The sequence below is a fragment of the Kitasatospora sp. NPDC017646 genome, from assembly GCF_044329365.1.
In the GTDB taxonomy this organism is placed as follows: Bacteria; Actinomycetota; Actinomycetes; order Streptomycetales; family Streptomycetaceae; genus Kitasatospora.
This window is the reverse complement of the sequence record NZ_JBIRJC010000055.1, coordinates 1-13,822: the sequence shown is the minus strand read 5'-3', so window position 1 is coordinate 13,822 and position 13,822 is coordinate 1. Positions and strand designations below refer to the sequence as shown.

General features: G+C 69.6%; 13 protein-coding genes. 5 read left to right on the top strand and 8 right to left on the bottom strand.

The genetic code is table 11. From position 1 onward, the window contains the following. Positions 1-292 precede the first annotated feature (292 nt). Positions 293-631 (top strand): SpoIIE family protein phosphatase, encoded by a 339-nt coding sequence (locus ACH4J0_RS38665; RefSeq protein WP_396245880.1) that lies wholly within the window; start codon positions 293-295, stop codon positions 629-631. 12 nt (positions 632-643) lie between these two features. On the opposite strand, the gene ACH4J0_RS38660 is transcribed toward ACH4J0_RS38665, so the two are convergent. Next, complete coding sequence (locus ACH4J0_RS38660; protein WP_396245878.1) at positions 644-943, bottom strand: YciI family protein; 300 nt, start codon at positions 941-943, stop codon at positions 644-646. 460 nt (positions 944-1,403) lie between these two features. Between ACH4J0_RS38660 and ACH4J0_RS38655 the strand changes: the two genes are divergently transcribed. Further along, a complete protein-coding gene (locus ACH4J0_RS38655; RefSeq protein WP_396245877.1) occupies positions 1,404-1,910 on the top strand; it encodes an ATP-binding cassette domain-containing protein in 507 nt (168 codons plus the stop codon). Here ACH4J0_RS38655 and ACH4J0_RS38650 read toward each other — a convergent pair. Next, a complete protein-coding gene (locus ACH4J0_RS38650) occupies positions 1,842-2,402 on the bottom strand; it encodes a class I SAM-dependent methyltransferase (protein ID WP_396245898.1) in 561 nt (186 codons plus the stop codon). The genes ACH4J0_RS38655 and ACH4J0_RS38650 overlap by 69 nt on opposite strands. A gap of 336 nt (positions 2,403-2,738) precedes the next feature. Here ACH4J0_RS38650 and ACH4J0_RS38645 point away from each other — a divergent pair, with 336 nt between their 5' ends. Continuing rightward, a complete protein-coding gene (locus tag ACH4J0_RS38645) occupies positions 2,739-5,228 on the top strand; it encodes a pectinesterase family protein (RefSeq protein WP_396245876.1) in 2,490 nt (829 codons plus the stop codon). A gap of 70 nt (positions 5,229-5,298) precedes the next feature. Here ACH4J0_RS38645 and ACH4J0_RS38640 read toward each other — a convergent pair whose 3' ends face one another. From ACH4J0_RS38640 to ACH4J0_RS38625, 4 genes are all read right to left on the bottom strand, one after another. Further along, positions 5,299-5,649: a RacP protein gene (locus ACH4J0_RS38640; protein WP_396245875.1), complete on the bottom strand. Its 351-nt coding sequence runs from the start codon at positions 5,647-5,649 to the stop codon at positions 5,299-5,301. A gap of 101 nt (positions 5,650-5,750) precedes the next feature. After that, entirely contained in the window at positions 5,751-8,267 is a 2,517-nt protein-coding gene (locus ACH4J0_RS38635; RefSeq protein ID WP_396245874.1) for an FtsX-like permease family protein, read from the bottom strand. A gap of 5 nt (positions 8,268-8,272) precedes the next feature. Then, positions 8,273-9,040 (bottom strand): ABC transporter ATP-binding protein, encoded by a 768-nt coding sequence (locus tag ACH4J0_RS38630; RefSeq protein WP_396245873.1) that lies wholly within the window; start codon positions 9,038-9,040, stop codon positions 8,273-8,275. A 4-nt stretch (positions 9,041-9,044) separates the two neighbouring features. Beyond that, positions 9,045-9,356, bottom strand: coding sequence for a hypothetical protein (locus ACH4J0_RS38625; protein WP_396245872.1), 312 nt, complete (start codon positions 9,354-9,356; stop codon positions 9,045-9,047). 233 nt (positions 9,357-9,589) lie between these two features. Between ACH4J0_RS38625 and ACH4J0_RS38620 the strand changes: the two genes are divergently transcribed. Next, a complete protein-coding gene (locus tag ACH4J0_RS38620) occupies positions 9,590-10,756 on the top strand; it encodes a sensor histidine kinase (RefSeq protein WP_396245871.1) in 1,167 nt (388 codons plus the stop codon). Positions 10,757-10,809: 53 nt separating this feature from the next. Continuing rightward, the gene (locus ACH4J0_RS38615) at positions 10,810-11,433 is read left to right on the top strand and encodes a response regulator (protein WP_376738598.1); all 624 of its coding nucleotides are present in this window, start codon (positions 10,810-10,812) and stop codon (positions 11,431-11,433) included. A 339-nt stretch (positions 11,434-11,772) separates the two neighbouring features. On the opposite strand, the gene ACH4J0_RS38610 is transcribed toward ACH4J0_RS38615, so the two are convergent. After that, positions 11,773-12,702, bottom strand: coding sequence for an alpha/beta hydrolase (locus tag ACH4J0_RS38610; RefSeq protein ID WP_396245870.1), 930 nt, complete (start codon positions 12,700-12,702; stop codon positions 11,773-11,775). A 552-nt stretch (positions 12,703-13,254) separates the two neighbouring features. Next, positions 13,255-13,822, bottom strand: a 568-nt coding sequence (locus ACH4J0_RS38605; RefSeq protein ID WP_396245869.1) for a transposase family protein, incomplete at its 5' end; no start/stop codon positions are given.

Here is a 13,822-nt window from a genome sequence, read left to right as displayed (position 1 = left end):
CCGGTTCGGGCGGTCCCACTGTCCGCTGGTGCCGCGAGGCCTCCTCGTGGCATGCGCACTGGGCCGGGGATTTCCGCGTGGACCGGTTCGGCGGTTCCCACGCGCAGGGCTGAGTCGTTCGATGTCTACGGCGATGGCTGTGAGCACGTGTTGCATGTGGGCTTTCGGCTGGCCGCGGTAGCGGTAGCGGTGCATGCCGTGTCCGGGGGGCTAACTCGTTGATGGTGCCCTCGATACCGGAGCGGACCGCGTAGCGGGGCTTCCACTCGGGTGTCTGCTGCTCTGTTCGGACGTGGACTTGCAGGTCGCGGAGTTCTCACGGGGGGGATGGTCGAGGGCCGGATCGTCGTCGGACAAGGCCCGGACGGCCGACCGGAGCCCGTCGTGCACGCCGAGGCATGCCGGGTCGATTGGCTTCGACCGCGGCGACCTGCTGCTGCTCTCCACGGATGGCGCGTCCGAGGCCCGGGACGCGGCGAGCCGGTTCCACCCGCTCGCCCAGCGCCTGGCCACGCTGCCGCACGGGGAGCCGGACGCCCTGCTGGACGAGCTGCTCCTGGACGTGCGGGCGCACGTCGGCTCCGGGCCGACGGACGACGCGGCCCTGCTAGCCGTCCGCCGGGAGCGGTGACTGGTTGACCTGTTACGCCGGCCGTTGGTGCCGGTACTCCTCCAGCGCCGGCGACGTCCTCATCGCGCGGAAGTCCGTGATGGTGTACTCGGCCAGCCCCGCCACCGAGTACGGGTCGCTCTTGGTGATGTCCTCGATCCGCGCCCGGTCGACACCGACCGCCACGATGACCGCGCCATCGCGGGGATCCTTGGGGCCCGATGCGATGAAGACACCGGATTCGTAGTTCGAGTCGAGCCAGGCGACGTGCTCGGGGTGGGCGGCTTCGATGCGATCGAGCGGCGCGACGTAGGTCAGGTCAAGAATGAACATGATCAACATCATAGCGCTGAGTAACCAACTGGTAGCGCAAAGTCAGTGGTGTCGATCGGGGCGTCGACCCGGACGCCATGCCCTGTGCGCTTGGCGGTCCGTCGACTCCCCGCCGCACGGGCGCCCCGGAAGCCGACAGTCCATTCAGGCCTACCGAGCAGCTCCTTCGAGTGGCGATCGGCCGCCACCGGCCGGAAATGGTGCTTTCGGCCGGGCGGGCTCCGCTGTGAGGTGTGCGGCTGCCGAGCGGGCCGTTCCAGGCCAAGACCCGCGACCTGCACCGCGCCCTGGAGCGCGACGGCCGCGCGCACCGACAGGACCGGATCGATGCTGTCCCACACGTGGGACATCGACATCATCCGGGGGCGCCGCCCCCGTACATCCCCGGTCCTACGGTGACCTGCGGTTACACCCGGGGTGGGACGACCGGCCCGGGCCGCCGCGCCTACCGTCGTCGACCATGAGCAGCGACCACGACGGGACCACCCGGCCCGACGACGCGCCCTTCGTCGTCGAGCTGTCCGGGGTGCACAAGGAGTTCGGCGACGCCAAGGCCCTCGACGGCGTTCACCTGCGGATCAGGGCGGGCGAGGCGGTCGCCGTGATGGGCCCCTCGGGGTGCGGCAAGTCCACCCTGCTGAACATGGTGGCCGGGCTGGACCGGCCCAGCTCCGGCACCGTCCGGGTGCAGGGGCAGGACCTCGGCGGGCTGAACGAGAACGGGCTGGCCCTGTTCCGCCGCCGCAACGTCGGCATGATCTTCCAGCTCCAGCACTCCGAATCACTGATCACCTGGGCCGCGATCACCGTGATGACGAGGCGCATCACCCAGCGGCAGTCCAAGCGGTCGGGACGGCCTGCCTCCCGCGAGGTCCAGCGGGACCGATCGTTCTCACGGTCACCGCCGCCACCCTGGCCCGGTCCCGCGCGGGGCGCCGTCCGACAGCCGCTCTCCCCTGTCCCCTAACCGCCCGTCAGCTTTCAGGTCGCTGTGCCCAGAACAGGACATGGCCGCTGTCGCCCTCGGGGACGAACTCCTCGTGCGATACGTGCAAGCCGGCTTGCAACAGCCAGGCCCGGTTCGTGTCCGCGTCCGCGTGACTCCACCACATCGCGGCTCCGCGACCGAGCCAGTTCTCGTCGGTCCCGGTCCAGGCTCGGTACCCGGCGGTGACCAGGAACCAGCCTCCCGGCCGCAGCCACATGCGATCCGTTTCAGCAGGGCCGGCTGTTCTTCGACAGGAATGTGGATCAGGGCGTACAAGCAGATCACAGCGTCGAAGGTTCCCGACGGGAACGCCAGGGTCGTGGCGTCCGCTCGAACGAAGGCGGCCTCCGGCACCAGTTCCCGAGCCCGCTGGACCTGGACGTCGCTGATGTCGACGCCAGTGACACGGTGCCCCGCTGCGGCGAGCGACCGGACCACGGGGACTCCGGTCCCGCACCCCACGTCCAGCACGGTGCCCACCTCCGGGAGACGCCCGAGCAACTCCTCGATCCACGATCCGTACTTCGTCTCGCTGTTGAACACTCGCTCGTAGTGCACGGACAGCAGGTCGTACCCACGCCGGACCAAGTCCTTCGGATCTTCAACATCCACAACGGCGCACCGTAGCGGTCACTGCTCGTGGAGCGACACCTTTTTTAGGAACAGGTACTGACACTCCGCCATCGAGGGAACTGCGGTTGCCGGAAAAGAATTTTGCGCGGGCGCGGCAACCTATCGCCTCGCGGCGGCAACCGAGGGGAAACCGGGCCCGCGCTCGGCGGGCCGCTGCTCCCTAAGGACGAGCCGTTGCCAGACCAGAACCGCCTCTCCCACCGCCGCCGGCCGGCGACCCGCCGGGTGCTTGCCATCGCCGGCGCCCTCGCCGTCGTGGGCGCCGCCGTTCCGCTGATCGCCCAGGCCGCCATGCCCCCGAAGGCCCGCACGCTCACGGTGGCCGCCGACGGCAGCGGCAAGTACCGCACCGTGCAGGCCGCGGTGGACGCCGCACGCCCCGGCGACCGGATCCGGATAGCCAAGGGCACCTACCGCGAGGTGGTCCACGTACCGGTGGACAAGACCGGAATGACCATCACCGGCGCCACCGGCAACCCCGCCGACGTGGTCATCAGCTACGGCAACTCCGCCGGCACCGCCAAGCCCGGCAGCGGCCAACTCGGCACCGAGGGCAGCGCCACGGCCACGTTCGCCGCCGCGGGACTGACGGTCGAGAACCTGACTGTCGTGAACTCCTTCGACCGGGCGGCCGCACACCCCGGCACCCCGACCCAGGCCGTCGCCATGGCCGCCGAAGGAGACCGCCAGGTCTTCCGCAACAACCGCATCATCGGCCACCAGGACACCCTGCTCACCTGGTCACCGAACGCCACCGCGCAGACCCGCCAGTACTTCGTGGACGACTACGTCGAGGGCGACGTCGACATGATCTTCGGCAACGCCACCGCCGTCCTCGACCACGCCACCATCCAGGCCGACGACGACGGCGCCCCCGCCGGAGGCCTCAACGGCTTCCTCACCGCCGCCAACACCGACGCCTCACACAAGTACGGCCTGCTGATCACCGACAGCACGGTGCGCTCCACCGCGAAGGACGACACCTACTACCTCGGCAGGCCTTGGCACCCGACCGACTCGTCCGTCGCCCAGGTCGTCATCCGCAACACGGTGCTCCCAGCCGCGATCAAGAGCACCACCCCCTGGACCGACATGAGCGGCTACGCCTGGCGCTCCGCGCGCCTGAGCTCGTACGACAACACCGGTCCGGGCGCCGGAGCGGGAGCCGGTACGGGCGGCGACAGGCCGCAGCTCAGCGCCGAGCAGGCCGCCGGCCTCACCGCCCGCGCCTACCTCGCCGGAAGCGACGGCTGGAACCCGGTCGGCCAGGCCCCCTCGACCGGCTCCGGCTCCCCGGTTCCCGCCGGTATGGCCACCGGCGACACCCGGCACGTCACCGAGCCGGTCCCGCCCACCACCACCTGCGCCGCCGTGCCCGCCACCCTGGCCATGAGCGCCCGGACCACGGACGCCTCGTCCGAGACCACCCCGCCCGACACCGCCCGGATCCAGAAGGCCCTGGACGGCTGCGCCCAGACCGGCCGGAACACCGTCGCCGTCCGCCTCCGATCCGGCGACGCCGCCCACAACGCCTTCCTCACCGGTCCCCTGACCATCCACCAGGGTGAGGTGCTGCTGCTGGACAGCGGTGTCACCCTGTACGGCTCGCGCAATCCCGCCGACTACCAGCAGTCCGGCAAGCCCAAGTGCGGCACCCTCGCCTCCTCCGGCGGCGGCTGCAGGCCGCTGGTCCACGTCGAGGGCGCCAACGCGGGCATCGAGGCGATCCGCACGGCCGACGGCAGCCAGGGCCGGATCGACGGCCGCGGCGACCAGACCATCTTGAACACGGGCACCAGCTGGTGGCAGCTCGCCACCGACGCCCAGAAGGCCGGGTCGAACCAGAACAACCCCCGCCTGATCCAGGCGGACGACTCCGACAACTTCACGCTCTACCACGTTGACCTGCTCAACTCGGCGAACTTCCACGTGGTCTACAACGGCGGCAACGGCTTCACGGCCTGGGGCGTGCGGATCAAGACCCCCGCCACCGCCCGCAACACCGACGGCATCGACCCGGCCGGCGCCACCAATGTCACCATCACCGACTCCTTCATCATGGACGGTGACGACGGCATCGCGATCAAGGGCGGCAACAAGGCCAGCAGCAACATCACCGTCAGCGGCAACCACTTCTACGGCACCCACGGCATCTCGATCGGCAGCGAGACCAGCAGCGGTGTGACCAACGTGCTCTTCCGCGACAACACCCTCACCGGCACCGACGCGCTCGGCAACACCAGCGGCTCCAGCGCCGGCATCCGGATCAAGAGCTCTCCCGCCAACGGCGGCAAGGTCACCGACGTCGGCTACCTGAACACCTGCCTCGACGCGGTGCGCGCCCCGCTCGTCTTCGACACCCACTACTCGGGCGGCAGCGGCCCCAACACCCCCTGGTTCACCGGCATCACCGTTGACGGCGTCACCGCCACTCACTCTCCCGGCGGCGCCAAGTCCACCCTCGTCGGACTCGACCCGGCCCACCCGCTCCAGGTGACCCTGGAACACCTCAACCTCGACGCCACCACGACAACCGCCGCCAACGCCCACATCAGCGCGGCCGACACCAACCTCCACCCGTCCGGCTCCGGCGTCACCGTGACGCCCACCGACAGCCCAGGCAGGGCCCCCACCTGCACCTTCCGCGCCTTCCCCGCCCTCTGATCCCCACGACGACAGGGCCATCCGCCGGGCCCGGCCGCGCAGGCGGCCGGGCCCGGGTGATCGGTGAGGGTCAGGCGTCGCTGTAGCCGGCGATCACGTCGAGCGTGGACTCCACCGAACCGAGCTGGGTGTTCAGGTGCTTGATCCAGCGACCCTTGGGCTGCAGGACGGCGTGCGGGGCGAGGACGCCGGCGATGAACCGGCGGATCTCGGTGAGTTTCTCGCGGATCACCGCGACCTCGTATACCTGGAGCTCGACGGGGTCGGAGTAGAACTTGTAGCCGCCCGCCCCGCTCCAGATCAGCGGCGGCCAGTTCCGCTCGGCGATGATGTCGCGCAGGCAGGCCAGACCCGCTCTGACCTGGCTCTTGCTGAGCGCCGAGGCCCGGACGAGCTGGCCGAAGGCCAGCCCAGCAGACAAGAGCCCGGAAAGCTACCGCGCCGGCCTTCACCTCCGCGCCTCAATAATCTGGATCGATGATCTCCTGCCGACCACTGGTTGATCACAACATCACACAGGCCCTAGTCCGCGCGCAGGGCCGTCATGGGCGAGACCGCCGCTGAACGCAGGGCCGGGATCACAGACGCGCCCAGCACGAGGGCCAGGGCCCCCACCAACGTCACCGTCAACTGTCCGTACGGGATCGTGGGGCTGGTGAGACCGGGCAGCGCACCGAGCATCATCCGGCCGTAGAGCGAGCCCAGCGTGACGCCGAGGACGGCCGCGTACAAGCCGAGCAGTCCGGCTTCCCAAGCCGTCACGGAGCGCAGGCGTGAGCCGCGCATACCCACTGCTCGCAGGACACCGTTCTCTCTTACGCGTTCCATCGAGGACAGGGTCAGGGTGATCGCCACGCCTACGAGCGATACCAGCACGGTGATGCCGACCAGCCCCAGTGCCGTGATCCGCAGCTGACTGATCAACTGTCGCAGAGAGGCCCGGTCTTCGCCCGGATAAGACAGGTGGAGCGAAGCGTTCAAAGGCAGCGCTCTGTCCAACGGAGCGCGCAGCGACAGCGGGTTGCCTCGGTGGACGGCGGTGATGTACAAGGACCGTACAGGGGCGAGAGGCGCCAGTTCGGCGAAGTCCTCCGGCAGGACGGCGACACCGCCCAGCATGTAGGCGTCGTCCGGATGGATCAGGGCCACTTCGGCGCTGGACTCCCCGCCGCCGGACACGCGCAGCGAGATCCGGTCGCCGGGACGGACCCCCAGCGACTGCGCCACGGACGTGGAGATGGCTGCCTGGCCACGCCGCAGGTCTCCGCCGTGGGAGTCACGTTGGCTGTCGGCGAGCAGTGCGGGGATCGCGGCAGGATCGAGGCCTCGGATCTCCGTCTCGTGGTGGCGGCCGTTGCCGCCGAGGGCGACGCCGTCCACCCGGGTGACGGGCACCACCGCGTCGGTCTCGGGCTGTGCCGCCACCGCCTTCACCACGGCAGGGGTGAGCGCCGACGGGCCGGTGCGCGACGCGTCGAGCACGACGTCGACCGGGTCGCGCTCCCGTAGCCGCCGGTCCGTGCCCTTCTCCACCGAAGCCAGTGTCACGAGCACCGCGGCGACCATGGTGAAGCCCAGGGTGAGGACCGTCGCGCAGGCCGCGGTCCGGCGCGCGGCACGGCCCAGGTTGCGCACCGCCAGAGCACCGTCCAGCCCCGCGACCGCCGCCACGGGCCGGTGAAGGGCGAGTGTCGCGCGGCGCAGCAGTGCCGGCCCGAGCGCGAGGAGGCAACCGAACAGAGCGACCGCGGAGGCGACTGAGCCGCCCGCCGCCACGGCCCCGCCCGCGCCGCCGAGCCCGGCGAGGGCGATGAGCAGGAGCGCGCAGCCCAGGCAGAGCGCTCCGATCAGCGCGCGCGTCCGGCCGATGCGGTCCGGTGCGTGGCGGGTGGCCGCCACGGACAGGGCGGCGACCGGTGCGACGCGCGCTGCGGCTCTCGCTGCCGGCACCGCCGCGACCAGGGCGGCCAGCACGGAAACGAGCACGCCTGTGGACAGTGAGGGTGCCGAGATCGCGGGGCCGGGCAGATCTGTGATTCCGGTGATCGCGAAGGCGCAGCAGATCGCCGCGACCGTTCCGACCGCACCGGCGATCAGCCCGGAACCCGCGGCCTGTAGCAGCACGGACCGCATCACCTGCCCCGGCCGGGCGCCCACGCAGCGCAGCAGGGCCAGCCGTGTCTGGTCCCGCACGAGCAGCACCCGATACGTCGTGGAGACGATCAGGGTTCCGGCGAGCAGGGCCACTACGACGAAGATCGTGAGCAGGGTGGACACGGTGGTGACCCACTTGGGTCTGCTCTCCGCGCGCAGTTTGGACGCGGTGCGTACGGAGAAGCCTCTGCCCAGCTCGGCCTGGACCGTGGACGCCACGTCGGCAGCGGGGCGGTCCGGGACGCGGAGCAGCGTCTGTTGCCAGCCGTCGGTGCCCAGCCACGAGCGGGCGTTGGTGGGCGTGGTGAGCACGGCGGTTCCCATGGCCGAGGGGGCCTGGACGACGCCCGAGACCTTCACGGTCACCGTTCGGGCAGGAGCGTCCTGGGAGGTCGCCGAGCCGACGCCGGCCTGCGGAACGAGTGTGATCCGGCTGCCGACTCCCATGCCTGGCAGGTCGGCCAGCATCCGGGTGAGCACGACCTCACCGGGCCCGTCCGGAAGCGTGCCCTGCAACGGGCGGATGACGGACTGCGGCCCCGTGAGCGCCGTGCCGATCAGCGGGTAGGGGTCACGGCCCGCGCCTTTCAGAAGCACGCTGCCGGTGGCCACGGGTTGGACCTCGGCCACTCCCGGTACGTTCTCGAGTTCCTCGACCCTCGTGTCGTCGAGTGGCTGGGTGCCGTCCGTGCCGACCACCACGGCCGTGCCCGCGGCGACCGGCGAGAGGTCGTCGGCCAACTGTTGCTTCAGGGTGTCGGTGAAGACGATCGAACCGGCCAGGAAGAAAGCCGTCACCATCAGTGTGCAGCCGGTGAGCAGCAGCCGTGACGGCCTGGCCGCGATCTGCCGTATCGCCGCCTTGGTCAGCCCCGATGCCCTCAACGCCCTCACCGCTTCCCCGGGTGCTGGAGCGCGTCGAGTACGGACTCGGGGGTGGGTCCGTCGACCCCGCCGCTGATGCGACCGTCTAGCAGCAGCACGACGCGGTCGGAATAGGAGGCCGCCACCGGGTCGTGCGTGACCATCACCACCGTCTGCCCGAACTCGCGGGTGGAGTAGCGCAGGAACTCCAAAACGTGCCGGCCGGAGCCGGCGTCTAGATTGCCGGTGGGCTCGTCCGCGAAGACGACTGCGGGACGGGCCGCCAGCGCGCGAGCGATGCCGATGCGCTGCTGCTGTCCGCCGGACAACTCCGAGGGGCGGCGCGAGAGTTGATCACCGATCTGAAGGGTGTTCACGAGCGTGTCCAGCCAGTCCTGGTCGGGGCGGCGGCCCGCTATGTCCAGCGGTAGCAGAATGTTCTCGGAGCCGTTCAACTCTGGCAGCAGGTGGTACTGCTGGAAGACGAAGCCGATGCGGTCGCGACGCAGGTCCGTGCGCTGTCGTTCGGACAGTGCGGTGATCTCGGTGTCCTCCAGGGTGATCGTGCCGGAGGACGGACGGTCCAGGCCGGCAAGGCAGTGCATCAGGGTGGACTTCCCGGATCCGGAAGGTCCCATGACGGCCAGGAAGCTTCCCTTGTCGATCTCCAGGTCGACTCCGCGCAGTGCTTGGACGCCGACCGCCGCGGTGGTGCCGGGCTTTTCCGCCCCGTACACCTTGGTGACGCCGGTCGCGCGGACCGCCGTGCGAGCGGCCACGCTCGTCGAAGTCATCGGATCAGCCCTTCAGGTGGATGGAGCACGACAGGGTGCCCTCGGCGTTGGGCTTGTTCTGCTCGTCCTTGAGCTTGCCGTCGACGTAGATACGGCAGACGGTGCCGGGTTTCGCGTTCTTGACGCCCAGATCGTTGAAGCCGAAGCCGACGTTCTGGGCCTTGTTCCAGGGCAGCTTCTGATTGAGCGCCGTCTTCCCGTTGGTGTCACCGGAGAAGGCGTAGCCGACGTCGGCGCTGCCGGGACCTGTCACCTCCAGCTTCACGTCCCAGCTGTGGCCGAACACACCGCAGCCGCTGAGCGACACGGCTGCCACAACCACGGATCCGGCCGCCAACAGGGACCTGACATGCGTACGGAACGCGGGGAACTTCACAGCAACTCCTGGTGACGGGAGGATCTTTTGCCTGGGCACGCACCATTGTGGGGAGCGGCCGACGGGTCGCGATGCCGTCGAAAGACGGTATTCGAGCTGGCGGCATCGGCCGAAAGTACGTATCGGCCTGCTCCGTTCCGAGGGCCGGCGAACGGGCGTCTAGACTCATCGCCATGCCCCGCTCTCTCCCGCGTCCCTCCTCCGGGACGGTCGCCGCATTGTGTCTGAGCGCGTTGCTCGTGCTGCTCGACGCATCCGTGGTGAGCTTCAGCTACGTCGGGCTGGCGGTGGTCGCCAGCGGGGTCATGGCGCTGGGCGCCGCCGCCGCGCAGTTGCGGCTGTACCGGTTCGGACGGCAGTGGACGGCAGGCGCGCTGTGCGTCGTCGTGGCGACCGTCTCGTTGCTGACCACGTCCCTGGTGAAGGGCACCGTGCTCCAGCGCACCCCCGGCTGGGCCGAACTCCTCGGGCTTCTGGTGCTGTCGTGCCTTTCCTGCCGGTATGGACGACCTGTGCCGCTCATGTTGTCGGTGGTCCCGCTCTTCGTGGCGGTCGTACGGATCGAGGGCCGCGCTCCAACACTGTCGGATCTGCCGGTGCTCAATGACATCAACGGCCTGTTCACCCTGCTGCCGGTGGGTTTCGTGCTGCTGGGCGGCTACCTGCGAGCCGAGGACGGCAGGCGCAGGGCCGCCACGGAGAACGTACGCCAGGCAGAACGCCTGGACCTCGCCCGGGACTTGCACGATCACGTGGCCCACTACGTCACGGCCATGGTCGTCCAGGCCCAGGCTGGTGAACCCACCGCGGAACGTGACCCGGCCACGGCACGCAAGCTGTTCGCCAACATCGAGCGGACCGGCCAGGAAGGGCTGGTGGCGATGAGCCGCATGGTCCGACTCCTGCGCAAAGTGGACGGAGCCGTGGCGGAGGCACCCGTCACCCCCGCCATGACGAGGATCGAGGAGCTCGTCCACCAGTTCAGCGGCACCGGCCAGCACGCCTGGCTGGACATAGCCGACGACGTGGACGGTACCGCCTGGTCGCCACAACTCGCCAAGTCCGTGGAACGACTGGTCCAGGAGGGCCTGACCAACATCCGCAAGCACGCCCGCACCGCGACCACCGTGCATGTCAAGCTGGGAACCGACGGAGACCGACTGGTCGTCCGCGTACGTGACAACGCGAGCGGTCAGCAACGCGGCCGGGTCTGGTTCCGCCCCAGCGGTTTCGGCATGGTCGGCCTGTCGGAGCGGGTGGTCGAGCTGGGCGGTGAGCTCAGCAGCGGACCCATGCCGGAGGGCGGCTGGGAGCTGGCTGCATCGATACCCATGAAGTGAGGGAGTGGGGACCCGTAGTGAGCGTCTCTGTGGTGATCGCCGACGATCAAGAGATGGTGCGGATGGGCTTCCGCCTCATCCTGGAGGGGCAAGACGACATCTCCGTGATCGGGGAGGCCTCCGACGGCGCGGAGGCGGTCGAGGCAGTTCACCGGCTGCGGCCGGACGTCTGCTTGATGGACATCCGCATGCCGAAACTGGACGGCCTGGAGGCGACCAGGCGCCTGCGCCAGGCACAGGGAGCCGCGACGGACGGTACAAAGATCGTCATCGTGACGACGTTCGACATGGACGAGTACGTCTACGGAGCGCTCCGCGCCGGTGCCAGTGGCTTCGTGGTCAAGAACTCCGGCCCCCGGCTGCTGATCGAAGCAGTGCATGCCGCTGTCAAAGGTGACTCCCTCATCTCGCCGTCCGTCACCGTTCGGCTCCTGGAACACCTGAGCAAACCGTCACGCGCTGAGACCGCGGCCGCCGCCGCACGACGGCTCACTCCCCAGGAACTCAAGGTCGTGAGCCGGGTCGCCCGGGGGCACACGAACAACGAGATCGCCGCACAGCTGACTCTCTCGCTCAGCACCATCAAGAGCCACCTCAGCCGGGTCCAGGACAAACTGCCGGCCCGCAACCGTGTGGAGATCGCAGCCTGGGCCTGGGAACACGGCGTCGTCCGCTGAAGCCACCGCGGTCCTGAGCCCGTAGGACCTTGTTGGTCGATGTGACCTCAGCTGTCTGCTGTGGTGCTCATGCCGCCAGTATGAGGGCGAGTTGTTCGTCGTGGGAGACGTGGGTGGTGCCGAGTGGAGTTCCGGTCCACCATGTCCTGAGAACGCATGGTCAACGATGTCCTGAGACCTCACACCGAGATGCGCCCCTGCTGCTGCACCCTGGCCGCCGTCCAGGCCGCTTGCCGAACTATGCCGGGGAAGTGCACTGGTGTGCTGGCCAGGGGCAGCCCGGGTGTTAACCCCGGGCTGCCCTCGATGTGGAGGGCTCTTGTGATCTCGCCGCGTCTTTCAGCCGGTGCTCCAGACGAGATGGTGGGTGAAGTAGTCGGTGAGCTTGTCGACGGCGGAGTCGATGTACTCGGGCTTGTCGTAGAGGTCGACGTGGCTGGCGCCCCTGATCCAGTGGATCTCCTTGGGGCCGGTGGCGCGCTGGTGGGCCTCGACGGCCATCCATGCGGTGACGGCTCGCTCGCCGATGACCTGCAGGATGGGGCGGGGGCTGATCAGCGGGACCGCGAAGAACGGGTCGTAGGCGGCGAGCCGGTCGATGCTCTCCCACGCCAGGAACTTCGCGGACCGCTCGTGCTTCGCGCGTGAGGTGCAGTAGTACTCGAAGCCCTCGACGCCGTGCTCGCCGCCCAGGGCGCGTGCCTGCTCGGCGGTCTGGGGGAACATCGTCATCGCCCCGGGGTCCTCGCCGCGGGCGGAGGCGGTACGGGCTCGGGCGGCCGCGTCCAGCAGGGTCCGGAAGACGGCCGGGTCCTGGCTGCCGTCGGCCCCCAGCCGGAACTGGCGGGAGGGGTCGGCGGTGCTGACGGCGGCCACGGCCCGGACGCGGCTGTCACCGCCTGCGGCGGCCAGCGCGTAGCTGCCGGAGGCGCAGATGCCGAGCAGGCCGATCCGGTCGGCATCGACCTCTTCGCAGGTGACCAGGTAGGACACCGCAGCCTTGAAGTCCTCCACCCGCTGTGCCGGGTCCTCCAGGCCGCGCGGCAGGCCGCCGGACTGGCCCTGGTAGGCCGCGTCGAAGGCGAGGGTGACGAAGCCGCGCTCCGCCAGCCGTCGCGCGTACGTGCCGGAGGTCTGCTCCTTCACCCCTGTTCCGGGGTGGCCGACCACCAGCGCGGGGAGCGGATTCCGGGTGGCGGTGTCGGGAACGTAGAGGTGTGCGGCGATTCTGATGCGGGCGCTGTCGAAGCGGACGTCGGACGTGGGCATTGGGCGGGATCTCCAGTCGGTTGGGGGGTGTCTGCTTCCCCTCGGTCGGCGAGGGCTGTCTGCGGTCACTGGGACCGGGGGTCTCGACGTCGTGCGTGTGCTGAGAGGGCCACGGCCGCACCCGGCTGCGGCCTTCCAGAAGGCTTGTTCACCCGCGGGAAGCCCGTCACCGGGCGGTCGGGCTTCCCGTCTCAGCGCTCTCGTTACGGGTGCTTTGCGATCGCCAGGTATCCCAGCGCCCTGGCGACAGTTGTCAAGTCAGTGCTCGGTTCTTGCGGCTGTCCGGTCCGGGCGCGTCCGTTGCCACTGTGCCCCTGGGCGCCGCAGCGGCACCTCAGTCATTTGTCCGTCAGCTGTCTTTTGGGACATGCCCCCTCTTCGCGACAGCCGTGGCCGGCAGGGAGGGTACCGGCCGTGCGGATCGCCGTCGGCGGCCCATTGGGTTGTTTCCATCCTGAATTCGCAGGTCATGGGCCTGGCGTGAGCTGGTGGTGAGGTACTCACGCTGATGGCTGGCGTGATCGTCTTGCGGAGATCGTCCGCCGTGTCGGGTCAGCGGCTGATCTCCGCGTTCGTCAGAACGAGCAGGGCCCGCAGCAACGCGGTGCCGTGCTCGGCGTTCATACGGAGCTTGGTGAGGACCCTCCAGCTCTTCAGATCGGCGAAGCCGTGCTCGTTCGCCGCCCGCTCGCGGCTGACCAGCCGGTTCGCCTGCTTCTCGGCGTCGGTCAGCGGCCGGCCTCGGGCCGCCTTGCGGCCGGTGACGATCACGGGGTCGTCGGGGTCGTCGTCCAGGCCGACGAACCCGAGGTCGGCCAGAGCTCCGAGGCCGGCTTCCCGCAGTCTGGTGGTGACCTTGTTATGCCGGGCGGTGGTGATCTCCGAGGACCGCCCTGGTCGTGCCGCCGAGATCCACAGCAGATTGCCCCGCTCGTCCGTCAGAGCGAGGAAGAGCAGGCCGTGCACCTTGTGCTTCCCGCTGTAGTTCGGCCGGTTCTCCTTCCCGGTGCGGCGGCGGGTGCGAACGAGGGTGCCGTCGATCAACACCACCTCGCCACCCGATCGGGTGACCTTCTTCAGCGCCCGCTCCAGGCGCGGGGCGCGGGCGGCGAGCAGGGCG

Bases quoted from the DNA above. Each gene is read 5' to 3' on its own strand.
- ACH4J0_RS38660 (WP_396245878.1), bottom strand. From the start codon at position 943: ATGTTCATTCTTGACCTGACCTACGTCGCGCCGCTCGATCGCATCGAA.
- ACH4J0_RS38610 (WP_396245870.1), bottom strand. From the start codon at position 12,702: ATGCCCACGTCCGACGTCCGCTTCGACAGCGCCCGCATCAGAATCGCC.
- ACH4J0_RS38620 (WP_396245871.1), top strand. From the start codon at position 9,590: ATGCCCCGCTCTCTCCCGCGTCCCTCCTCCGGGACGGTCGCCGCATTG.
- ACH4J0_RS38630 (WP_396245873.1), bottom strand. From the start codon at position 9,040: ATGACTTCGACGAGCGTGGCCGCTCGCACGGCGGTCCGCGCGACCGGC.
- ACH4J0_RS38615 (WP_376738598.1), top strand. From the start codon at position 10,810: ATGGTGCGGATGGGCTTCCGCCTCATCCTGGAGGGGCAAGACGACATC.
- ACH4J0_RS38655 (WP_396245877.1), top strand. From the start codon at position 1,404: ATGAGCAGCGACCACGACGGGACCACCCGGCCCGACGACGCGCCCTTC.